Annotated in this window: 16 protein-coding genes; 5 read left to right on the top strand and 11 right to left on the bottom strand. The window is 54.1% G+C overall.

The annotated features are described in order from the left end of the window. Nucleotides 1-6: 6 nt before the first annotated feature. The 6 genes from AC2FIT_RS15535 to AC2FIT_RS15510 form a co-directional block, all read right to left on the bottom strand. Nucleotides 7-999, bottom strand: coding sequence for an ABC transporter ATP-binding protein (locus tag AC2FIT_RS15535; protein ID WP_496830956.1), 993 nt, complete (start codon nucleotides 997-999; stop codon nucleotides 7-9). Beyond that, nucleotides 992-2,089, bottom strand: a complete 1,098-nt coding sequence (locus tag AC2FIT_RS15530) for an ABC transporter ATP-binding protein (protein WP_496830954.1) — start codon at nucleotides 2,087-2,089, stop codon at nucleotides 992-994. The genes AC2FIT_RS15535 and AC2FIT_RS15530 overlap by 8 nt, the downstream gene beginning before the upstream one ends. A gap of 2 nt (nucleotides 2,090-2,091) precedes the next feature. Further along, nucleotides 2,092-2,280: a hypothetical protein gene (locus tag AC2FIT_RS15525; RefSeq protein WP_068334147.1), complete on the bottom strand. Its 189-nt coding sequence runs from the start codon at nucleotides 2,278-2,280 to the stop codon at nucleotides 2,092-2,094. After that, nucleotides 2,277-3,215 (bottom strand): carbohydrate ABC transporter permease, encoded by a 939-nt coding sequence (locus AC2FIT_RS15520; protein ID WP_496830952.1) that lies wholly within the window; start codon nucleotides 3,213-3,215, stop codon nucleotides 2,277-2,279. Before AC2FIT_RS15520 ends, AC2FIT_RS15525 begins: the two co-directional genes overlap by 4 nt. Further along, nucleotides 3,212-4,159 carry a carbohydrate ABC transporter permease gene (locus AC2FIT_RS15515; protein ID WP_224890237.1) on the bottom strand — a complete coding sequence of 316 codons (948 nt, stop codon included), beginning with the start codon at nucleotides 4,157-4,159 and terminating at the stop codon, nucleotides 3,212-3,214. The genes AC2FIT_RS15520 and AC2FIT_RS15515 overlap by 4 nt, the downstream gene beginning before the upstream one ends. A gap of 80 nt (nucleotides 4,160-4,239) precedes the next feature. After that, nucleotides 4,240-5,559, bottom strand: a complete 1,320-nt coding sequence (locus AC2FIT_RS15510) for an ABC transporter substrate-binding protein (RefSeq protein WP_496830950.1) — start codon at nucleotides 5,557-5,559, stop codon at nucleotides 4,240-4,242. A gap of 383 nt (nucleotides 5,560-5,942) precedes the next feature. Between AC2FIT_RS15510 and AC2FIT_RS15505 the strand changes: the two genes are divergently transcribed. Then, nucleotides 5,943-6,722 carry an MOSC domain-containing protein gene (locus AC2FIT_RS15505; protein WP_496830948.1) on the top strand — a complete coding sequence of 260 codons (780 nt, stop codon included), beginning with the start codon at nucleotides 5,943-5,945 and terminating at the stop codon, nucleotides 6,720-6,722. Nucleotides 6,723-6,830: 108 nt separating this feature from the next. Here AC2FIT_RS15505 and AC2FIT_RS15500 read toward each other — a convergent pair whose 3' ends face one another. The 4 genes from AC2FIT_RS15500 to AC2FIT_RS15485 are packed head-to-tail and all read right to left on the bottom strand — an operon-like array spanning nucleotide 6,831 to nucleotide 10,755. Continuing rightward, nucleotides 6,831-7,580, bottom strand: coding sequence for a proteasome-type protease (locus AC2FIT_RS15500; RefSeq protein WP_496830946.1), 750 nt, complete (start codon nucleotides 7,578-7,580; stop codon nucleotides 6,831-6,833). 11 nt (nucleotides 7,581-7,591) lie between these two features. Further along, nucleotides 7,592-8,389: a transglutaminase family protein gene (locus AC2FIT_RS15495; RefSeq protein ID WP_496830944.1), complete on the bottom strand. Its 798-nt coding sequence runs from the start codon at nucleotides 8,387-8,389 to the stop codon at nucleotides 7,592-7,594. A gap of 3 nt (nucleotides 8,390-8,392) precedes the next feature. Beyond that, nucleotides 8,393-9,334 (bottom strand): alpha-E domain-containing protein, encoded by a 942-nt coding sequence (locus AC2FIT_RS15490; protein WP_496830942.1) that lies wholly within the window; start codon nucleotides 9,332-9,334, stop codon nucleotides 8,393-8,395. A 2-nt stretch (nucleotides 9,335-9,336) separates the two neighbouring features. Next, nucleotides 9,337-10,755, bottom strand: a complete 1,419-nt coding sequence (locus tag AC2FIT_RS15485; RefSeq protein WP_496830940.1) for a circularly permuted type 2 ATP-grasp protein — start codon at nucleotides 10,753-10,755, stop codon at nucleotides 9,337-9,339. Nucleotides 10,756-11,004: 249 nt separating this feature from the next. On the opposite strand from AC2FIT_RS15485, the gene AC2FIT_RS15480 reads away from it, so the two are divergent. Further along, nucleotides 11,005-12,327 carry a glycosyltransferase gene (locus tag AC2FIT_RS15480; RefSeq protein ID WP_496830938.1) on the top strand — a complete coding sequence of 441 codons (1,323 nt, stop codon included), beginning with the start codon at nucleotides 11,005-11,007 and terminating at the stop codon, nucleotides 12,325-12,327. A gap of 302 nt (nucleotides 12,328-12,629) precedes the next feature. Here AC2FIT_RS15480 and AC2FIT_RS15475 read toward each other — a convergent pair whose 3' ends face one another. Continuing rightward, nucleotides 12,630-12,890 (bottom strand): hypothetical protein, encoded by a 261-nt coding sequence (locus tag AC2FIT_RS15475; protein ID WP_496830936.1) that lies wholly within the window; start codon nucleotides 12,888-12,890, stop codon nucleotides 12,630-12,632. Nucleotides 12,891-12,918: 28 nt separating this feature from the next. Between AC2FIT_RS15475 and AC2FIT_RS15470 the strand changes: the two genes are divergently transcribed. The 3 genes from AC2FIT_RS15470 to AC2FIT_RS15460 all read left to right on the top strand — a co-directional run bounded on the left by AC2FIT_RS15470 (nucleotide 12,919) and on the right by AC2FIT_RS15460 (nucleotide 22,138). Next, on the top strand, nucleotides 12,919-14,073 hold the full coding sequence (locus AC2FIT_RS15470; protein ID WP_496830934.1) for a HupE/UreJ family protein: 1,155 nt from the start codon (nucleotides 12,919-12,921) through the stop codon (nucleotides 14,071-14,073). A 111-nt stretch (nucleotides 14,074-14,184) separates the two neighbouring features. Continuing rightward, nucleotides 14,185-18,303, top strand: a complete 4,119-nt coding sequence (locus AC2FIT_RS15465; protein ID WP_496830932.1) for an amino acid adenylation domain-containing protein — start codon at nucleotides 14,185-14,187, stop codon at nucleotides 18,301-18,303. A gap of 1 nt (nucleotide 18,304) precedes the next feature. Beyond that, nucleotides 18,305-22,138 carry an amino acid adenylation domain-containing protein gene (locus tag AC2FIT_RS15460; RefSeq protein ID WP_496830930.1) on the top strand — a complete coding sequence of 1,278 codons (3,834 nt, stop codon included), beginning with the start codon at nucleotides 18,305-18,307 and terminating at the stop codon, nucleotides 22,136-22,138. Nucleotides 22,139-22,252 lie beyond the last annotated feature (114 nt).

The following is a 22,252-nucleotide window of genomic DNA, read 5'->3' as shown; positions in this document are numbered from 1 at the left end:
TGCTCCTTAATTCACACGTGCGCCGGACGCGTCAAAGTACAAAGGGTTGTGAGGGCGAATCTTTATTATCTTTCCAGATGGATAGTCCTGATGGACATCAATCAAGGTCACGACCGGGTGACCTTGTAACTCCAGATGCAACCGCGTTTGATCGCCCAAATGCTCAGCACGTATCACGCGCGCCTCACTGCCCTCACCTTCGATGATGTTTTCTGGCCGCAGTCCAATCTGCGGGCCTTTGTGATCGCCACCGAACAATTCGGACGGCAGGATATTTATCCGCGGCAAGCCCAAGCGGCTAGCGACATAAACACTACCCGGATTTTCGTAGATGTCCCGCGGTGTGCCGTATTGAACCAGTCTGCCCTCTTCCAATACGCCGATATGTGTCGCCATGGTCATGGCCTCGACCTGGTCATGGGTCACGTACAAAAGCGTGGACCCGAGGTCCGCCTGAATTCTCTTCAACTCAACACGCAAATCTGCCCGAAGCTTGGCATCCAGTGAGCTGAGCGGTTCGTCCATCAGGAATATCTGGGGATCGCGGACCAATGCCCGCCCGATTGAGACGCGCTGCATCTCACCGCCAGACAGCTCGGTGGCTTTGTTGTCCAACTTGTGGGGGATTTGAAGGATTTCAGCGGTTTCGTTCACCTTTCTGGCGATCTCATCCTCGGGAGTTTTCAGGATCGGCGAGCGCAACGGAAAAGACAGGTTCTCGCGCACGGTCATGTGCGGATAAAGCGAATACTGCTGGAACACCATCGCCACATCGCGCTGAGCTGGCGTTTCCACCCCAACATCCCGACCGGCAATCCGGATTGATCCTGAATCCAGTTTTTCCAGCCCAGATATCAAGCGCAATGTTGTTGTTTTTCCCGCGCCCGTCGGCCCAAGCAGTACCACAAACGCACCGTCAGGGATCGTCATCGAGATATCGTCGACCGCCTTAACACTGCCGAAGGATTTTGAAATATTTTCCAGAACGACCTCAGCCATTGCTCAGCACCTCATCGTTCAGCACAGACCTTAGCGCCCGACCCGCGGACTTATCGAACAGGGTGACGGTCGGAGAGCGGAACTCCAGGCCAACCGTCTCGCCGGGGCTGACCGTTTCGCGCGCGTCGATCCGGGCCTTCAACTCACCATTCGGGCTTTGCAACGTCACGATCTGGGTCGTTCCCAGATATTCTGCCGCCAGAACCTTGGCCCGATAACCACTGTCGTCTGAGAAAAAGACATGCTCGGGGCGAACACCAAAGACAAGATCACCCTCTGCCCCCTCGATCATCTTGGGCACGGCCTCGTCATGTCCATTCAACCGGACCATCTCGGACCCAGGCTTTACCGCACCCTGAAACGGCAAGAAGTTCATCGAAGGCGAGCCGATGAAATCTGCCACGAACATGGTCGCTGGTTTGTCGTAGATTTCCTGAGGCGTGCCGAATTGTTCGATCACCGCGTTGTTCATCACGACGATCTTGTCACCCATCTGCATCGCTTCCAGCTGATCATGCGTGACGTAAACCGTGGTCGCGCCCATGCGATCATGCAGCGCACGCAGTTCTTCGGCCATATGCTCGCGAAACTCAGCGTCCAAGGCACCAAGGGGTTCATCCATCATGAAGGCTTTTGGTTCGCGGACAATCGCACGCCCAAGGGCCACGCGCTGCCTGTCGCCACCGGAAAGCCCGCCTACGGGGCTGTCCAGAATGTCCTTTATTCCAAGAATGTCCGCGACTTCTTCTACCTTGGCCTTTACGGCGGCACGCGGCATTCCCTGCGATATCAATGGGTAGCTGATGTTTTTTCGCACATTCATATGCGGATACAGCGCAAACATCTGGAATACGAAAGCTATATCTCGTTCCGATGGCGGCCTTTGGCTGATTTCCTCACCATCAAGGTAGATTTCGCCGGAGGTCGGAAGCTCCAGACCCGCGATCATCCGTAAGGTCGTCGTCTTGCCGCACCCCGACGGCCCAAGCAGCATGAAGAATTCACCATCTTCAATCGTGAACGAGCTTTCACGAACAGCCGTGAAATCGCCGAACATTTTCTTGACGTTTTTGACTACGATCTGGGCCATTTCTACTCCGGAAAGTGGCTGACGATGATGAACATGACGGTTCCGATCAGCGTGACGATGAAGGAATAGGTGAACGCCCAAAGGACAAACGGCTGCATCAGCATGAAGACGCCGACCGCGATCAGTATTGTCGCCACCATTTCCCATGGTCCCCGGCGAAGCCGCATCAGTCCTGAAAAAAACTTGGTCATTTGCGTACAGCTCCGAACGTGATCCCACGCAGCAGGTGTTTGCGCATCAGGATGGTGAAAATCATGACCGGGATCAGGAAGATCGTTGCGCCAGCCGCGACCGCAGGCCAATCAAGGCCACCGATACCGATGATGGTTGGAATAAACGGCGGGGCCGTCTGCGCATTCGCAGAGGTTAGCAGCACGGCAAAAGCGTACTCATTCCAAGCAAATATCAGGCAGAAGATCGCGGTTGAGGCTATGCCTGTGGCAGCCTGCGGCAGAACCACCTTGTAGAAGGCCTGAAACCGGGTGTAGCCGTCGATCAGCGCCGCTTCTTCGTATTCCCGCGGGATTTCATCGATGAATCCTTTCAGCAGCCAGACTGCCAGTGAGATATTCACGCCCGTATACAGCAGGATCATCCCCAGATGCGTGTCGCTTAGCCCAAGGTTTCTGAACATCAGAAAGATCGGGATCGCAACGGCGACGGGGGGCATCATTCTTGTACTCAGAATAAAGAACAGAAGATCGTCTTTGAGCGGCACCTTGAACCGGCTGAACGCATAGGCCGCCAAAGTGCCAAGGAAGATACTCAGGAATGTCGAACCGAACCCGATGATGACCGAGTTCATGAACCGCTCACCAAACTTGGATGGTCCGACGATCACCATGTCGTATTGGCGGACGATTTCATCGGCCCAGTTCTGCGGTGGGTTCGCGTCTAGAAACTCCTGCGTTTGACGCGTTCTGGTTGTGAACAGATTAACGTAGCCCTCCAGAGTTGGTTCAAAGACGACTTTGGGCGGGTAACTGATGGCGTCTGATGGAGATTTAAACCCGGTCAGCAGGATCCAGACCAAAGGGATCATCGTGATCAGCGCGTATGTGATTACCAAGGCGCCAGCGATCCACTTGGACCTGTTTGAGGGTTCGGTAACTGAGAAACTGCTCATCTTTGCTTCACCCTGTTCAAAGCCTTCACATAAATAGACGCCAGCCCAAACACCGTCACAAACAAGATGATTGCGTAGGCCGAGGCATAGCCCGTACGCCATTTCTCAAAGGCTTCCCGTTTCAGATTGATCGAGGTAAGTTCGGTGGTCGACCCCGGCCCGCCGCCCGTCAACTGAACCACAAGGTCGAACATCTTAAAGTTCTCGATCCCACGGAACAGGACGGCAAGCATCAGGAACGGCAGTACCATCGGGATCGTGATCGTGAAGAACTGCCGCAGCTTGCTGGCCCGGTCAATTTCCGCAGCCTCGTAGATGTAGTCCGGTATGCTTCGCAGCCCGGCCAGACAGATCAGCATCACAAACGGCGTCCACATCCACGTGTCGACGATCACGATCGCCCATGGCGCCAATGTCACCGATCCCAGCATCTCAAAACTCGACGGTTCCTTGCCGGTGAACCACGATACGATGTAGTTAAACAGACCGATCTGAGGTTGATAGAGGAACTTCCAGAAGTTCCCCACAACCGCCGGAGACAGCATCATTGGCAGTACAATGATCGTGGTCCACAGGTCGTTACCCTTGAATTTCTTGTTGATAAGCCAGGCCAAGGTGAACCCGATCAGAACCTGAAAAAAGATTGTCCAGAACAGAAAATGCGCTGTGGCCTGCATATTCAGCCAGGTGTCGGTATCTGTCAGAATACGCTCGTAGTTCCGAAGCCCGACATCCTTGACCTCACGCCCGATCCGATTGGCCTTGTAGTTGGTAAAGCTGAGCTGGATGGTCCAGATCAACGGAAAGATATTGATCGCAAGCAGCAGGAAAATCGTTGGAGAGATGAATATCCAGGCGATTGCGCGGTCGGATAGCCCCCGAATTTTTCGCGCAACTCGCACGGGCGTTGCCTGCGCAACGCGATCTATCGTCCTGTCAGACATATCTTTACCAGTTCTTGTCGGTTTCGGGCGCACGGGTGATTGCGGAGCGGGACGATGCCCGCTCCTACCCGGCTACCTGATTACAGCTTGCCTTCGTCTTCAAAGACTTCCGTCCAGTCCTCGATCAGAAGATCAAGCGCCTCTTGTGCTGTGCCCTGATCGGCCACAACATAGTCGTGGATGCGCTTTTGCATTGCCAGAAGCAGTTCCGCATAGGCTGGCTCCTGCCAGAAGTCCTGCACGCCTGCCATCGCTTCCAGGAAGTCACCGGCAAAGGGCTGGCTATCCACAAATCCGGGATCTTCCAGCACCGAGTTATGTGCGGAATATCCGCCCAGTTCCCACCATTTTGCCTGAACCTCTGGCTGTGCGAACCACTTGATATACTCAAGCGCGGCATCCTGTTTGTCGGAATAGCTGACTACAGAAATACCCTGCCCACCAAGCGTAGACCCCGGCTGGTTTTGCGGTGGGTTGACGAAAAAGTCGATCTTGTCGCCGCCCGTATTGGGATCAGCGTACAGGCCCGGGAAAAACGCGAACCAGTTCATCGCCATGGCGACCTGACCAGATTTAAAGGCGTCGAGGCTCTCACCCATGTAAGAGTTTGTATAGCCCGGCGGCGTCGCGGTTTCGTAGAACTCTTTATAGAACTCCAACGCTTCCACCGCCTCGGGGGAATTCACGGCACCTTCCATATCGTAGGAACCCGGCGTGTTTTCGTATTTGAAGCCCCATGGATAAAGCGCGCCAGTCACACCCATTGTGATCCCTTCCGAGCCGCGCTCGGTAAAGATCGCCGCGCCGTAAACGGTTTTTCCGTCAATCTCGCGACCCTGGAAGAATTGCGCGATTTGCAGCAGCTCTTTCTGGGATTGAGGTTCGCGTAAGTCCTGCCCCGTGGCATCTTTGTAAGCGGCCTGAATTTCAGGGTCCTCAAACCAGTCTTTCCGGTAAAACCACCCGTTTGCGTCGCCCATCGCGGGCAGAGCATAGTAGTTCGGCGTACCTTTTGGCCACGTTGAATAGGCATAAACCGTGGCTGGCGCGAAATCATCCATGCTGATGCCTTCAGCATCGAAGAAATCATTCAATTTCACGTAGTGGCCGTTTTCAGCACCACCGCCAATCCATTGGCTGTCGCCGATCAACAGGTCGCACAGCTTCCCGCCAGAGTTTAGTTCGTTCAGCATCCGGTCCGCAAAGTTTGGCCATGGCACAAACTCGAAATTCATCGTGTGACCGGACTCTGCCTCAAATTCTTTCGAAAGCTCGACAAGCGCGTTGGCCGGGTCCCATGCTGCCCAACACAGCGTCAGTTCTTCAGCATTTGCCCTGGTAGAAAGAGTAGTAGCGGCAAGGACCATTGCGCTGGCCGAAGCCAGTTTAAAGTAAGTCATCCATTCCTCCCTTTTTTGCGCCGTCATTCGAGGATGTGCGAATCGCGGCATATGCCCAAGGGTATTTGAGGTACGCACCTCAGGTCTAGGATTTTCTGAGGTTCGTACCTCACTATTCTGAGGATAGCTTCAAAAAAATTCTCTTACTTGGTGTTTTTACATTATTTTTATCCAACTCATTCCTGAGGACTCTCTCAGAAAGGGGAGCACACAAAGAAACCGACACGCGAAATTCGTCCTGGCAGGCCCACAAAGCGGTAGCTTTGGGTCGCCAAGTTTGCTGATCTGTGCCTGCAATTCTCGCAATCATCTGACCGGCAGCTAAAAAGCTTGTGCGACGTTCGTCAGGTCAGGGGTGCATTTGTCAAATAGCGGACCAAGGCATGACCGATCTCACTATTGCGCAAATGAACCGATACGCGATCAAGGGTTTAAGCCCCGAGGTGCTTAGCTCTGTAGAATTGCGCGCGGGCGAAGGTATTCCCGGTGACCGCCTGTTCGGTTTTGCACGATATAACTCCGGTTTCGACCCGCTAAACCCCAGCCCGCTTCCCAAAGACCGCTTTGTTGTTCTTTTGAACCAAGCCGGGCTGGCCGGTCTCAAGACAGGTTTCGACGCTGACACGCATGTGCTTGAAATTGAAGTCGGCCAAAGAACCCATCATTTCGTCATGAGCGATCCAAAAGGGCAAGTCGATGCGGCAAGGTTCCTTTACGCCAACCTTGGCCTTAAAGACCCCGAACCGCCGAAATTTGTATCCTCTGCACCTCATCGTTTCACCGATGTATCGGTCGTTTCTCCCAAAATGATGAATGCGATATCATTGTTGAATCGTGCGTCTGTTGAGGCTTTGGGGAGGAAACTGAACACAGATATCCATCCTGCCCGGTTTCGTGCGAATATCGAGATTGACGGATTGCCGCCCTTTTCAGAACTGGATACCATCGGCTCAACCTTGATATTTGGCGATGTTCAGCTCCGAATATTATCCCGCACAAAAAGATGCGCTGCGACCGAGGTAAACCCGGAAACGGCCGAGCGGGACCTGAACCTTCCCTATCTTCTTAGAAAACACCTAGGCCATATGGATATGGGCGTTTATGTCGAGGTCGTGACAGGTGGAACCCTTACCCTGGGCCAATCCGGTCAACAGACTGCATGAGGCTACTGCGAACGCGAGGGCATGACCATTCAGCCCCGCAGCCCCCCGCGTGCAAAACCATGACAGGTAACTAAAGCACTGCCCTTACCCCGAGCGTCGAACGGTTCTTCAATCGCTTGGTTCTGGTGTCACGTTGTAATCCGGAAGCTTGGACAAGGCGGATTTCAACGCGTCACTCCACCCTTCAGAAATCGTGCGGAAATAGACATCATCAACTTCAAACCTTGACCGAGTGCCCGAGTTTAGACTGTCTTCTTCGTAAAGCAGCAGGTCCAGCGGTGCTCCGACGGACAGGTTGGCCTTGATTGTGGAATCGAAGCTGACCAGCAACAGTTTCACGGTTTCCGGAAAGCTCATATTGGCATCATATGCACGCACCAGGATCGGGCGCCCGTATTTTGTCTCTCCGATCTGAAAGAAAGGAGTGTCGTCACCCGCTTCGATAAAGTTTCCCTCTGGGTAGATCAGAAACAAACGCGATGGTCCGCCTTTGATTTGCCCACCCAGAATAAGCGTTGCGTGAAATGAACTGTCGGCCTCCTGCCCCGAGCGTGAGTGCTGTTCGATCACGTCGTTCAGGGTTTCAGCGATCCGCTGAGCAACCTGAAACATTGTCGGCGCCTCAAGGATTGAAGGTGATCGATCTTCGGGGGCTTTTGTGCGCTCTTCCAACAAACTGACGGTGGCTTGCGTGGTCGCCAGGTTTCCCGCTGCCAACAGGGTGATCGACCGCTCGCCCTCGACCGTCCAGTTAAACATCTTTTTGAAGGTCGAGATGTTATCCACACCCGCATTCGTGCGCGTATCGGACATGAAAACCAGCCCGCGGTTCAGCCGCATCCCCACAGCGTATGTCATTGTCTGCTCCGTTACTGCTGTGCGACCCGCAACTGTACTGTCAATTGCTCGCCCGCCGCCCCAATCCTGTTTCCTATTACCGGCGCGGCCTGTGCATAGTCCAGACCAGTTGCAACGCGCACATATCGACTGTCAGGAGAAATGCCGTTCGAAACATCGAACCCGACCCAACCTAGCCCGTCAACATGCACCTCGGCCCAGGCATGGGTCGCATCCTGCAACTGTGTGTCGTTCATCATCAGATAGCCCGAGACATACCGTGCGGGCAGCCCGATTTGCCGAACACAGGTGATGAATATATGGGCATGGTCCTGGCAAACACCGCTGCCAGCCTCAAGCGCGTCCTCTGCGCTCCAGTCCGGGTGTGAGCTCCCGACCTCGTATTGCACACGCTTACGAATGGCATCGGACAAGGCGTGCATCTGCTCAAGCGGCTCGCATTCGGGTAAAGACCGGACCAGGTCTTCAACGCCCTTACCCGGTTTCGTTCTGCGCGTGCTGCGATTGAAAAGCCATAACGGGGTTGAACCTTCGTGACGCCCCAGAATTCCGTGGTTGTCCTCGATCTCAACTACGCCGTCAGAGATCAGGGAAACACTTTGGGTATTCGCTTCAAAGCTGATTAGCTCTACCGTGTTGCGGTGGTAATCCTCATAGCTCAGCTCTTTTGATCCACCAACAATTTCAGTGTTCCAAGTTACTACACTTTGATTACGGAAGGATTTTGGCGTTTTTCTGAGTTGCTGCAGTCCGAAGGGGACCGGTGCATCAAAATCGTATCGCGTCTCGTGTCTTATATGCAGTTTCATAGGCTACTCATAGAACCGATAATCAACCTCAATTTGACGACTTAAGCCGCTAAGATCATTCAAGAAATCTTGAATGTACTCATGCAAACCAAAGTCAAAGATATCAGAAATCTGCCGGTTCAGATACTTTTCATACACCGTGTTCGACGCCTCGCATGACGGGCCGGCAAAGCCATAGTCTTTCTTGAGATAGGACAGGTTTTCCTGAATTTTCCTGCAACAGAAATGAAGACTTCGGGGCATACGCTGGTCGAGGATCAGGAACTGAGCGATATCGGATGGGGTTGTCCGTTGGCCGTAAGTCAATTGATACCCCCCGCCCGCGCCGACCGAACGCAGGATGCTTTCCCACTGGATATTGTCCAAAGACGACCCGACCGCGAACGCCGTGGGCAACAGCACGTAGTACTTGACGTCAAGTATGCGCCCGGTGCTGTCGGCGCGCTCGACAAAGGTGCCGATACGCGTAAAATCGAAGATGTCATTTCGCAGCATTGTGCCAAGGGTTGCGCCGCGGACCAAAGCGGCTTGCTGGCGCACCAACTCCAGTACGGCGGGCAAATCTCGTTGGTTCACCCGTCGCTGCGTGGCCTCGTCGGTTTTCATCCACGTGGCATTTACTGCGCCCCAGACATCATAGGTAAGTGCCGTGCGCACCAGACGGGCGTTGTGTCTGGCCTGCTTGATGACCGATTTCACCGAGGATGGGTTATCAACATCTCGCAGCAACCAATCCACCGCGTTTTCCCTGTCGACCTCATCATATTTGGCGAGGTATCCATCCAGAACGCCCGCGGTTTTTAACACAGACCCCCATTCTTCTGCCGAGTTCTTGGTGCGGGTCAAAGCCATCCTCTGGCCGGTTTCCAACAATCGCGCCGTATTCTCCGCCCTCTCCAGGTAACGGGACATCCAGAACAGACCGCCAGCAGTTTTTCCCAGCATGGTCAGTCCTCCAGAACCCAGGTGTCTTTGGTCCCGCCGCCCTGACTTGAGTTCACGACAAGTGACCCTTTCTTAAGGGCGACCCGCGTCAACCCGCCGGGCGTGATATTGATCCCTTCGGGAGAAACCAAAACAAACGGACGAAGATCAACATGCCGTGGCGCCAATCCAGACCGTGCGAAAATCGGAACCGTCGACAGGGACAAGGTTGGTTGAGCGATGTAGTTTGCAGGTCTTGATTTTAGCTTTTCTCGAAAGGCCGCGATCTCTTTCTTGCTCGCGGTCGGTCCTATCAGCATCCCATACCCCCCCGACCCGTGCACTTCTTTCACCACAAGGTCAGACAAGTTGTCGAGCACATAGGAAAGAGACTCGGGATCGCTGCATCGCCAAGTCGGCACGTTTTGCAGCAGAGGTTTCTCACCCGTATAAAACTCAACAATTTCGGGCATATAAGAGTAAATTGCCTTGTCATCGGCAATACCGGTGCCCGGCGCGTTGGCAATCGTGATACCCCCGGCGCGATAGACATCCAGGATACCCGGAACCCCAAGCGCGCTGTCGGGATTGAAATTCAGCGGATCAAGAAAGTCGTCATCCACCCGTCGATACAGAACGTCGATCGGCCGGTATCCTCGCGTAGTGCGCATACAAACACGCCCCTCAACGACGCGCAGGTCGTGCCCTTCTACAAGCTCCACCCCCATCTGATCCGCAAGGAAAGCGTGCTCGTAATAAGCCGAGTTATAGATACCGGGTGTCAGCACCGCGACGGTAGGCTCGTTGTCAACGCAATCGGGCGCGCAGGCGGCCAGAGATCGTCTTAAACTGCGCGGATAATCCGACACGTTCCTTACATTTGTGGCGCTGAACAACTCGGGGAACATTTTCAGCATGGTTTCCCGGTTCTCAAGCATATAGCTGACACCTGACGGCGTGCGCGCGTTGTCTTCCAGAACGAAAAACTCATCAGGTCCGGTTCGCACCAGATCGACGCCAACAATATGCGTGTAAACCCGACCGGGCGGCGATACGCCAAGCATTTGCGGCAGAAACGCCTCGTTTTCCGAAATCATTTCTATGGGCACGCGCCCTGCACGAACAATTTCTCGTCGGTGATAGATATCATGCAGGAAAGCATTTATAGCCCGGACCCGTTGTTCGATGCCGCGTTCCAGGCGCTGCCATTCCCGCGCCGAAATCACACGCGGCACGATATCGAACGGTATCAACCGCTCTTCTGCCTCGGCTTTCCCGTAGACGTTGAACGTGATGCCTGTAAGCCGAAAAACCTCTTCGGCTTCGCGTTGTTTGGCTCTTAACCTTGAAACATCCTGTGCATTAAACCAGCGGCCGATTTCTTCGTAGGAGTCTCGCAGAGATCCATCGCTGTTCAACATTTCATCAAAATATTCACTCATATGAGGATTTTGACGAACTATTCCAAGTTTTCAAGTCAAACACCCCAACCACCAAGCGCAACATGGCCAGGCGCCTATTAATAAGTCTAAATGATGCATGGCCCTCGCACTTGTGTCCGATACCCAACAGGATTCTTGTCCGCACTCCCTGGTGCAGCTACCGTTATGTTCCGGCAGCGTAAGACGGCAAGTTTTGGCTGTAAGTGGCGGCCTTGACCAAATGGGTAAGCAATCCAACTGAAGCGGGCAATGTTGAAACGACTGGCGATAGTATCGAGCGGATTGAACAGCCCGCTAAGCAGTGCATTGGAGTTTGCAAAGCAGGCTAAGTCTCTCGGTTACGAGGTTCGGGTGTTCGCACCCAATTTTTCAGCCGAGTTAATTACACAGTTCGGCTTGGAGCACTTTGAAATTCCAATGCCGCGCGTGGATGCGTTTGCACCATTGCTCAGTCATGAAGAACTGAGGGCGCTTTCATCCAAAGATCGCCTTGATGCTGCAATCAAAGCCCTCGGCGCGGATGAATTCGCCGAAGCCCTGTCCCGTATTCAACCCGATGCCGTCTTTGTCGATTGTGAACTGCATGCGCATATCATTGTCGGGCTGTCACTGGGTTTGCCTGTGCTGCAGTTCAGCAATATGTTCCTGTCACCGCCTAGCTCCCGCGCGCCCCCATTGAGCAAGCGCATCTATCCCAAAGTTGGTCTGCGCGGTAGCCGGGTTGGAGTTTCGTTGCTTTGGATCAGCTTTCTGCTTTGGAAGTTGAAGAAAGCGCTGAGAAACAAGCTCAAGTACCCCGGTGCAGAGTACTCTGCGGTGCTTCTGGAATTGGCACGACGCTATGATGTGCCGATAGCGAAAAAGTTGCGACTGGTCTGCTGGCAAATGCCGTGGACCTACAAAATCCCCACGGTTCTGTTTGTACCACAAGCGGTTGACCTTCCTACACGCTCTTATCGGGATTTTTGGTATCTTGGTTCGATGATTTTGCAGAACCGGCCCGAAAAACCATATGATCGGGCAAAGGTTGCAAGGTTTTGTTCGGGTCAAATTGAAGGTGGCAGGATTTTCGTGGGGTTTGGCACCATGATGAAACCCAAAAGCGACTTGCTTGCCAACCTCTGGATCGTGGCCCGCAGAAACCCAGAGTGGACGTTCTTGTTCGCCGCTGGAAAAAACTGTGAAGACATAAGCTCACTCGACGTGCCGCCAAACGTTGATGTCGTCGCCTGGGTCCCGCAGCAAAAGGTTCTGGAACATGCGGATCTTGCCATCATGCACGGAGGGACCGGCGGGTTTGTCGAAGCGATTGAAGCAGCGACGCCAATGTTGCTCTATCCGCATGTCAACGATCAGGAAGGCAGTGCGGCCCGCGCGGTGTTTCACGGCATCGGCCGCGCCGGGCGCCGAACGGATACCGCAGACCAGATAGAAGCCAACATCGGCAGCCTGCTGACCAACCCGAAATACAAGACAAACTGCGAGAAAATGCAGTCAGCTTGCCACCGCGAAAAGGCCACCAGGGGTCTGGCCGATTTTCTAGAACGGGTAACTAACCCGAAGGGCGGATAGCGTAGCTGATTCAAAGGCTTCTTGACCGCACGCTGCGCCGACAACGCGGTACCTCGGCATGTTTGACACCGACATCGTGGGGTGGACTAAATTATTTCATTCTATAATTTTGATATTATGATCCATTCGCCTTACACGTGCGTAAGCATATTACAGACACCAAGTAAGACACGACAGTGAATACGAAAACGTTCGATATCAATCGCTATTGCCGACACAGCCTGCACCGTATTGCGGGATACTTTCTCGATAACAGCCTGATACGCGCTCAAATGGTCTTTTTCGGCTTGAGGCGTGCGGCTTCAACTCTCTGGCTTTACCTTGGAGGTGGCGCAGTCCCAAAATATGGTGCGATCGGTCACCTCCGGTTCGTAACGGTGGGCCGGGTTAAAAAACACGTATCCGTTGGTGGAGCAACGCCCCTCACCTCGAACAACCAACTCAACCGCGTTGGCCTTCAGTTTGACCAGAACTCGGAGCGTAAAAACATGGGGGCATGGGTCGATGGCATCTAAAATACCGGCCCGCTGCGCCGCAATCGCCCTCCATTCGGCGACGAACATTCAAGGATTCTTCTTTTGGATGTGCGCGTTGATCCTTTTGTTGGTATCAACACCGGTTCAGGCTCATCGGTTCAATGAAAGCTACGTGTATTTCGACGTGACCGACGACAGTCTGAGTGGTCGTGTCGAAATTACTGTCCGGGACCTTGCCCGCATCCATCAAGGCTCTGCTGAGGTCCTTGAACCGATGACGCAGGAAGACGTGCTTGGGCTGCAAGAGCGATTTTTTGAATACTTCTATGACCGCATGAAACTCTACTCGGGCGGCCAACCACTTGGGGTGCAGTTTGATGATATCTCGTTCTTCAACACGTCGGTCGGAAACTTCGCTCAGCTTCATTTCAGCGTGCTGGGTATAGAAAAGACCCCTACTACGATTGACATGTCTTTTGACGGTTTGCAGTCGGATATCGATGCGACCCATCGCGGTTTTGCCCTGATCGCAACGAACACACGCAACGGGATGGGCGAGAATGAGTCCTATATCTCTCTTGTCTTCTCGCCCGGCGACGGCGTCAAAAGCCTGTACCTGAACGACGAGCCAACAAGACGTATCGCCCGAGGTTTTTTTGAATACGGCGTCTGGCATATCTGGCACGGGTTCGACCACCTTCTATTTTTAGTCACCCTGTTGTTGGGGGCCGTGATGCGGGTGGAAAATCGACGCTGGGTTCCGTCTGAAAGCATCGGGGAAAGTCTTTGGCCGACCGTTAAAATCGTAACGGTCTTTACCATCGCAAACATGATCGCGCTCGGCCTTGCGACGTTCGAAATCATCACCCTGCCCGTGCCACTTGTGGAGGCGGTCATTGCGTTGTCGATAGCAGCCGTGGCGGTTGTCAATCTGGTTCCACGCTTTCACAACATACTATGGCTGGTTGTAATTTTGTTTGGCGCGTTCCACGGGTTCGGTTTTGCCACTGTTCTTGATCCGCTGGGCTTGGACCCAGAGCGCAAGTCACTTGGCCTAGCAACATTTAACATTGGCATCGAGATCGGCCAGCTTGCCGTTGTAATGCTATTGTTCCCCGTCTTTTTCGTCCTGCGCCGACTGACTTTGTATCGGGTGGTTGGATTACAGCTAGGGTCGATAGCGCTGATCGCGCTTGCCATGTTCTGGTTCTATGAACGGACGATCGGTTTCCCTTCTATCGGCGAAACCCTTGCACTGGTGACTGAATGATGGACAGAACCATGCTTCCGGAACAGGTGCGCCAGACTCATACCTTCGCAGCAGGGCAGCTGTTGATGTCAGCCCCCAAACACTTCGACAATCCACTTGGGGATACCTGAAATGACCCGGGTTTCGCATCCATTGTCTGAAAGCCAGTTGAGATTCTGGAAGGGCCATCAACTTCATCCGGATGTGCCAATCTACAACACGGCCTGGCGGTTCGATTTGCACTTCGACGTGAATCCAGAAGTGTTTCGGAAGGCGTTTTTCCAGATAGTTCAAGACAATGAAATTCTGCGCACCGTATTCCATGACGAAAACAGCGCGCCAGAGCAGATTGTTTCAGACGCACCGAAAAACCTTCTCGAAATTTCTGAACTTGGTCAGTCACTTGATCCGGGCATGAGTTTGGAGCAACACCTTGAGAAATGGGTTCAAACCCCGTTCGATATAACGCGCGCAACGATGCGCAGCCAATTGATAAAAGCATCGGACAGCCATTGGGTTTGGGCCGTTTGCCAGCATCATATTGTTTGTGATGCGCACTCCAGTGCTTTGCTTTTTGACCAGGTCGCGCGCCGCTATTGTGCAATCGAACGAGGTGAATACGACACAGCCGAGCCTTTACCGAGCTTTTTTGAAAGCTCCGCTGTGCAAGCTCCCTCACCGAACCCCGGGCCTGTCGCACCTCCCCGGCCCTCTTCGCCACCATACGGAACCACAGCGAGACGCGCGGCCCTTTCAAAGCGTCTCAATGTGCCGATGGGGCAGGAATTAACCGATGCACTGGCGCGCGCTGTTACTCAGCCAGCCTTTCGCTTGTTCACGCCGGATTTGTCGAGACTGGCGATCTACTTGACGGCCTATCTGGCTTATCTTCAACGGGTTACAGGGGATGACCAGATCACGATCGGCTTGCCATCCCACAACAGATTGTCCGGCATCGATAAAAAGACGCTTGGGCTGTTCGTCGAAGTGCTGCCGTTTAGTGTTCAAATTGGGGCTGACGATACGCTTCTGGACCTTCACACAAAGGTCAAATCAGGACTGGGTGCTTTTTTGAGGCAAGCCAAACCGGGTGCTGTGGCGGCTATGGATACATCCGGGATCAGCGCTGTGTGCAACTTCATTCAAGCGGAGTTTCAAGATTTCGCCGGTCGTCCTGCAACCGCGACTTGGCTTCACAGCGGCGCGCATGATGTAACGCATGCCATGCGCCTTCACATCATGGATTTCACCGGCAGCGGGAAAACGCAGCTTTTTCTGGATGTGCATGACGAGATTCTGCAAGCCGTGTCAGAGGAATGCTTGCGGCATCACTTTTTGCGCGTTCTGCAAGCGATGGTCGAGATCCCGGATACACCGATAACGGCGCTGGATATATCTGCGGGCGAAAAAGACCGGTCAATTCTGTTCGGGCGCACCGAAAGCGACGGCACCCCCGCAACGGTGCTGCACGCGTTTCACGCACAAGCGGCCAAGTCCCCGGACGCTTTGGCCCTCTCATGTGCTGAGAACCGGATGACCTACAAAGAGGTTGATGAACAAAGCGACCGGATCGCTGCTTACCTGAAAGGTCTTGGCATTGCGCGCGGTTCATCCATTGCGATGGTGCTGCCGCGCTCGGTGGAATTTGTACTGATCACGTTGGGCATCCTTAAGGCCGGGTGCAGCTTTGTACCGATCGCGTCAAACACACCCGATGCGCGCACCGCGCAGATCGTCAGGAATTCCGGCGCGGCAGCGGTATTTGTAACGCCTGACGATGACCGTGCCTTTTCATGCAAACGCTTGACCCCGCCCCCTGCCACATCGGATGCACCTTTGTCCGAACCTGAGCCCGTGGGGACAGATCTGGCGTATGTCCTGTTTACTTCTGGCTCAACCGGTACGCCAAAGGGGGTGCAGGTCAGCCATGAAAACCTGTCACGCTACATCCACTGGGCCGCGGAAACGTTCAGTGCCAATCGCCCAGCGCATTACGCGTTCTTTTCGTCGGTTTCGTTCGACCTGACACTGACTTCATTGTTCGCGCCGCTTGTGTCAGGCGGATCAATCCGTGTGTACCCCGAACGCTCGGACCCGGACCTTGCCGTGCTGGACGTATTTGCCGAGGACGCGGTAGATGTTGTGAAGCTGACCCCCTCTCACCTCGCGTTGGCGTGCAAACAAGGTCACGCCATCAAGCGTGTTCAAACGCTCATCCTCGGGGGTGAGAACTTGACGTCGCAACTGTGCCGCAACGCGACCGAGGTGCTGTCGCATTCCTTGACATTGGTCAACGAGTACGGCCCCACGGAGGCCGTTGTGGGGGCCATGCATCACGTCTATAGCCCTGACAACGACACCGACGCCTCTGTTCAGATTGGTCGCCCGGCGGCCGGAGTATCACTCAGCATCCGGGACAAGGGTTTGAATATCTGCCCGCTTGGTGTAACCGGAGAAATTGTTCTCGGCGGTCGGTTGGCAGAGGGGTACCTAAACGACCCGGCGAAGACCGCAGAGAAGTTTCTGGATGATCCCGCCAAGGCTCAGGGCAGAGTGTACCGGACTGGTGACATTGGACGCATCAATCAGGATGGCCGCGTTGAATACCTTGGTCGCGCAGATCAGCAGGTTAAAATCGGCGGGGTCCGTTTCGAAGTTGCAGAAATTGATCGCGTTCTGCGCCAAATCCCCAACGTGAACGCCATCCACGTTGCCTTCGGCTCTGCCTCATCTTCGGCAGAGGGTCAGCAAGCCTGTCGAAAATGCGGGATTACAGACGCCGTTCCCGGATTGGAGTTCGCTGAGCCCGATCTTTGCGGGATTTGTGCTGAGTTCGACAGCTACAAAGATCGGGCTCAAGCCTATTTTCGTGACGAACCCGATCTGAAGCACCAAATCGCACGCGCAGCGCAGGCAAGCACAGGCGACTACGACGCGGTTATGATGCTGAGCGGTGGCAAAGACAGCACATACGCAGCCTACCGTTTGGCTGACTACACCTCGCGCGTTTTGGCGGTAACATTGGACAATGGGTATATCGCTGATCAGGCAAAAGCGAATATTCAACGGGTTGCAGACGATCTTGGCTGGGATCACCGGTATCTCAGCACGGACAAGATGAACCGGATTTTCGTCGACAGCTTGAAGGCACATTCCAATGTCTGCCAGGGTTGTTTCAAGGCACTCTACACGTTGGCCTTTCGTACAGCCCTGTCCGAAGGCGCCCCAATGCTGGTGACGGGGTTGTCCAGGGGGCAGTTCTTTGAAACCCGCTTGACCCCCGATCTGTTCCGCAACACAGCCCCGACATGCGCCCAGCTAGACGATTTGGTTACAAAGGCCCGCAAAGCCTATCACGCTGAGGATGATGAGCTTTCGCGGCTTTTAGAAACCGACGATTTACAGGACGGCCGGTTCCTGAACAAGGTCGAGGTACTTGACATCTACCGGTACATTGATGTGCCGGTTTCCGAGATTTACGAGTTTCTCGACAAGCACACCGCATGGCAACGACCGTCGGACACCGGCAGATCGACCAACTGCCTGATCAACGACGCGGGCATCCATCTGCACAAGTCACGCGAAGGCTTCCATAACTACGCCCTGCCCTATTCGTGGGATGTCCGCATGGGTCACAAAACCCGCGAGCAGGCCCTGGACGAGTTGAATGACGATATCGACACCCAACGCGTTGAGCAGATTCTTGAAGAAATCGGGTTTGACGAACCTCTGCGCCCACAACGCTTATCCGTGTATGTGGCCGGTCACGACATCGCAGAGCAGGACGTTTGGCAGGCCTTGGAGGCGCATTTTCCCCGAAACTTGCTTCCTGACGACGTGATTGTTCTGAACGACATGCCGCTAAGCGCCAATGGGAAGGTCGATACAGCCAAACTGCCCAAAACGCGCAGACGGAGCAGAAAAAGCACGGGTATCGTAGCGCCAGCAACCGACGCGGAACAAAAGCTGTCTGCAATTCTGGCAGCCGTGTTGGGCGTGCATCAGATTGGGGTGACCGAGGATTTCTTTGACCTTGGCGTGGATAGTCTGGCGGCGATTGAAATCGCGATTAAGGCCAACGAAAACGGCTTTGCGTTGCCCGCAACGTCGCTGTTTGAATATCGAACCATCCGGTCGCTGGCTGAACATGCAAGCGACTTACCCTCGGCAGTTTCAGACAAAGATCAGGACGACGTGCTTCTTGACCTGGACGATGATGATCTTGCGAGCATCACGGAGGCGCTGAGCTAGCATGGGATATCCTCAGGGTGTAGCTGATATTCTTCCACTGTCCTCGGCTCAGAAAGGAATGCTCTTCCACGTTGAGGGCGAGACGCAGTCTCGTGGGCAATACGTGGCTGTTATCAGTTGCACATTGCATGGCCCGCTAAACCCACAGCGTCTAAGAACCGCGATTGAGGCACTGGTCGCGTCACGCGATGCGCTCCGCGCTGGTTTCGTGTGGAAGGGTGTAAAGCAACCCGTTCAAGTCGTTCAGGAAAAGGTAAACCTGCCTTGGACCGAACTGGACTGGACCGGGCATTCAGATGCAGAGAAAAGGTTTGATTACCTTCTTCAGCACGAACAACTGCGCCAGTTTGATCTAAAAAAGCCCCCGTTGATGGCGGTCACTCTGATCAAAACATCGCAGGACACGTGGCGGTTTGTTTGGACGATCCACCATCTGATAAGTGATGGATGGTCAACACGCGTTGCGTTTCACGAAATTTTCGCGCGTTACAACGGTGAACACCCGGACGATGCGAGTATTCCAAGCTTCAAAACCTATCTTGGTTGGCTAAAGAAAAAGCGCCCGCTTTCGGATGTTGCGTTCTGGACAGATTATCTTGCAGGTCTCGACGAGCCCTGTTTGCTGCCCGAGCCGAACGCACTCGGTCAGGCTACGACGCAGGTTTCACACTCAGAGTCTTTGGGCCAGGACCTGATGGAACAGGTTGAGGCCGTCTCAGCCAGTTTAAAAATCACGCCTAATACTGTTCTGTCAGCGGCTTGGGCCTTGGTCTTGCGCAGGCAGCTACAGCAAAATGATGTGGTATTCGGAACGACAACAGCAGGACGACCAGCGGAGATTCCGAATATCTCAGACACAATCGGCGCGTTTGTCAGCACGTTACCCGTTCGGCTAAAAATCGACCCTTCTCAGCTGGTTGACGTATTTCTAAAAAATCATGCTCGCGCCGAAATGGATCGGCTTAAACACGAATACGCCGCGCTGGCGGACGTGCAAAACTGCTCCCCGTTTCCGAAGGGTACGCCCCTTTTTGACACCCTTTTTGTAAACGAAGGCGTGCAACCAACAGACAGCACATTTGGTGAGATACAGGTCAAAGACTTCAAGTCCGCGCAGTTCAACAACTATCCGTTGTCTCTTTTGGTGACGCCGAACAGGACACTTGGGGTCGAAGTCATTTACGACCCGGCGCGAGTGAATGCCGAAAAAGCCCGGTCCTGTATTGCGGTCTACAAGCAGGTCTTGTCTGCGATCACTGCTGACCCGTCGCAGCCGATCAACGGCATCATGAAAAACCGAGCAAGATCAGTTCAGGTGTCACCCGCTCCCAAGGCTGAAACAGTTGTCCAACGGTTCTTGAATTGCGCCAAAGCTGCGCCGGGGGCAGCAGCGGTTACCGACGCCGAACAAACGCTGTCTTACTCCGATCTTGTCACGCGCGCGCGTCAAATCGCCTTTTTGCTGCGAGAGTCCGGCATCCAACCAAGTGACATCGTTCCAGTTGCACTGCCACGTGGGGCCGATGCAATTGCAGCCTTTCTGGGTGTGATGATGTCAGGCGCTGCCTACGTTCCATTGGATCTGGATTACCCGCAAGCCCGCCTTTCGCAGATCATGGATACTGTCCAACCTCGCTTTGTGATTTCGACGCAGGCGTCACGCTCAAGCCTGCCAGAAACGTCTGCAAAGCTTGTTCTGCTTGAGGCGCTCGACCAGGCAATTCCCCTGACCGAAGTTACACACGGTCCGCGCGCATACGTTATGTTTACGTCAGGGTCGGAAAACAAACCCAAAGGCGTCGCAATCTCTCAGGCAGCGTTGGCAGTATCCACAGCAGCGCGGGATGAGGTCTATGGTACGGCGCCAGAGGTATATCTTCTGTTGTCCTCGCTCGCTTTCGATAGCTCGGTTGCCGGGATTTACTGGACGCTTTGCACTGGCGGGCATTTGGTGATTGCGTCAAAGAACGCCGAACAGCGACCCGCCGCATTGGGGGAGTTGATTTCCCATCATGGTGTAACGCACACGCTGTGCCTGCCCGGCCTTGCGCAAGCATTGTTATCCACTGTGCCACCGCAGGATTTACACAGTCTCAAGGTTCTAATTGCAGCCGGAGAAGCCCTCTACCCCGCCTTGTCACGCGACTTGCAACGGGTACTGCCCAACTGCACTCTGGTAAATGAATATGGGCCCACGGAAGGCACGGTCTGGTGCACGTCATTTGATGCAACATCGTTCGACGGCGATCAAGTCGTACCAATTGGCAAAGCCATTCCGGGAACCTGGGTCGGTATTTTCGACAGTGATGGTGTCCCCGCGGATCCGGGCGTGGTGGGTGAAATAGTCGTTGCGGGCACGACGATCGCGGACGGCTATCTGCGCGATCCCGAGCAAACGAAAGACCGGTTCTTTGAAATTGGACCAGACCGCCTACGCGCCTACAGAACGGGCGACGTTGGAACGGCTGACGTATCAGGCTGCATCACGTTTCTGGGCCGCAAAGACAAACAAATCAAAATACGCGGGCATCGCGTTGAGTTGTCGGAAATAGAGACCACAGCGCAGGTTGTGTCAAATGATCGGCGGGTTGCCGCCCTTACGTTGGACGACACTGGCGCCAAAACAATCGCTTTGGCCGTGGAATGCCCCGCCAATGACCCTGCATGCAACGCCGTGGCGCGCCATATCGAAGCCAGTCTGCCAGTCCCGTTTCACCCAAGATTAGTGGTCGGAATAGAAAAGTTTCCCGCGCTCCCGAACGGAAAGCTGGACCAAAACACCCTGAAGTCCGTGATCTTACAGCAATCTCAGACTCAGACCGGAGAAGCGCCAAGAGATATCCTTGAGGACCAAATAGCAGCCCTTTTCTCTGAAACGCTCAAGACCCCGTACAAAACCCGAGATGCCAATTTCTTTGACCTCGGGGGCGACAGCCTGTCCACAATCGCGGCCTATACATTGGGTCAAAAGCAAGGAATACAGTTCGAGCCTATCGATCTGTTCAGCTATCCCACGGTTGCAGAACTGGCCAAGCGCGTAATGGCACGCCGCGCGGGCGACGCATTCTTGGGCAACGACAGCACCGTACAGATTTCCAACCCGGGTCCGGGAAAAACCACGGTGGTGATTGCGCATTGCTCTGTTCAGTTCAGCCGATATATAGCGCGCAGCCTTGGCCCGGATCATTCTGTTGTGCATATTCCCAGCCATCGCACAAAGGGCACCCCCGTGCCATTTGGCAGGTCCTTCAACGACCTTGCAGTCGAAGCAATCTTGCATTTGAGACAATCTGGAAATTCCGGCCCTTTCGTCCTGTGCGGGTATTCAGCCGGGTGCCCGATGGTCTTAGAGATGGCAAGACAATTGGGTCAAGAGAATATACTCGGCCTGATCCTGTTGGACCCACCCTTCAAGATGATAGGCGCAGAACCCGCGTTGCAGCCTTTGTATTTTCGAACGTACAAGCGATGGAGATACATCGTAAAAGGTTGGAAACTGCGGTTCAGATCAAGGCGAACCGTGTCGGAAATTAAGCGCGCCATTGCGGAACGCCCCGACGCCGAAGACTTACGCATCAGAGGCGTAGAAATCGCGCATGAGCTGGCGGTCAGTGCGTTTCGTGTCCCTCGGTTTAGTAAACCTGCGCATATTTTCTTGTCACAGGGCAACCCATCGCTGGCCGCTGGCGATGCTTTGGACACGCACCTAACCCAAAAGCACTTTTACAAACTGGACATGAAACATGATGAATTGATGACGCGATCAGACATCTTTTCCACGATTGCGTCGATATTGTCAGAATGCACAGGCCTTGGCAGCCATCGTGAAACGTGATGCAAGACCGGAGGCATATCGCGCTGCCCTGCAAACAGCGCGGTTCTTGTTGCTTCCTCGTTGGGTTCTGCACAAAATTGAACCAAGGTTTGATCCAAAACGCGTTTTGCTCCG

It is taken from the genome of Ruegeria sp. YTSA135, from assembly GCF_059610165.1.
Note: the sequence above shows the minus strand (reverse complement) of the source record. Positions and strands in the feature narration are given on the sequence as shown.

Bases quoted from the DNA above. Each gene is read 5' to 3' on its own strand.
- AC2FIT_RS15495 (WP_496830944.1), bottom strand. From the start codon at position 8,389: ATGAAACTGCATATAAGACACGAGACGCGATACGATTTTGATGCACCG.
- AC2FIT_RS15485 (WP_496830940.1), bottom strand. From the start codon at position 10,755: ATGAGTGAATATTTTGATGAAATGTTGAACAGCGATGGATCTCTGCGA.
- AC2FIT_RS15505 (WP_496830948.1), top strand. From the start codon at position 5,943: ATGACCGATCTCACTATTGCGCAAATGAACCGATACGCGATCAAGGGT.
- AC2FIT_RS15530 (WP_496830954.1), bottom strand. From the start codon at position 2,089: ATGGCCCAGATCGTAGTCAAAAACGTCAAGAAAATGTTCGGCGATTTC.
- AC2FIT_RS15515 (WP_224890237.1), bottom strand. From the start codon at position 4,159: ATGTCTGACAGGACGATAGATCGCGTTGCGCAGGCAACGCCCGTGCGA.
- AC2FIT_RS15460 (WP_496830930.1), top strand. From the start codon at position 18,305: ATGGGATATCCTCAGGGTGTAGCTGATATTCTTCCACTGTCCTCGGCT.
- AC2FIT_RS15510 (WP_496830950.1), bottom strand. From the start codon at position 5,559: ATGACTTACTTTAAACTGGCTTCGGCCAGCGCAATGGTCCTTGCCGCT.
- AC2FIT_RS15520 (WP_496830952.1), bottom strand. From the start codon at position 3,215: ATGAGCAGTTTCTCAGTTACCGAACCCTCAAACAGGTCCAAGTGGATC.
- AC2FIT_RS15475 (WP_496830936.1), bottom strand. From the start codon at position 12,890: ATGTTCGTCGCCGAATGGAGGGCGATTGCGGCGCAGCGGGCCGGTATT.
- AC2FIT_RS15500 (WP_496830946.1), bottom strand. From the start codon at position 7,580: ATGACATACGCTGTGGGGATGCGGCTGAACCGCGGGCTGGTTTTCATG.
- AC2FIT_RS15480 (WP_496830938.1), top strand. From the start codon at position 11,005: ATGTTGAAACGACTGGCGATAGTATCGAGCGGATTGAACAGCCCGCTA.
- AC2FIT_RS15490 (WP_496830942.1), bottom strand. From the start codon at position 9,334: ATGCTGGGAAAAACTGCTGGCGGTCTGTTCTGGATGTCCCGTTACCTG.
- AC2FIT_RS15465 (WP_496830932.1), top strand. From the start codon at position 14,185: ATGACCCGGGTTTCGCATCCATTGTCTGAAAGCCAGTTGAGATTCTGG.
- AC2FIT_RS15535 (WP_496830956.1), bottom strand. From the start codon at position 999: ATGGCTGAGGTCGTTCTGGAAAATATTTCAAAATCCTTCGGCAGTGTT.
- AC2FIT_RS15525 (WP_068334147.1), bottom strand. From the start codon at position 2,280: ATGACCAAGTTTTTTTCAGGACTGATGCGGCTTCGCCGGGGACCATGG.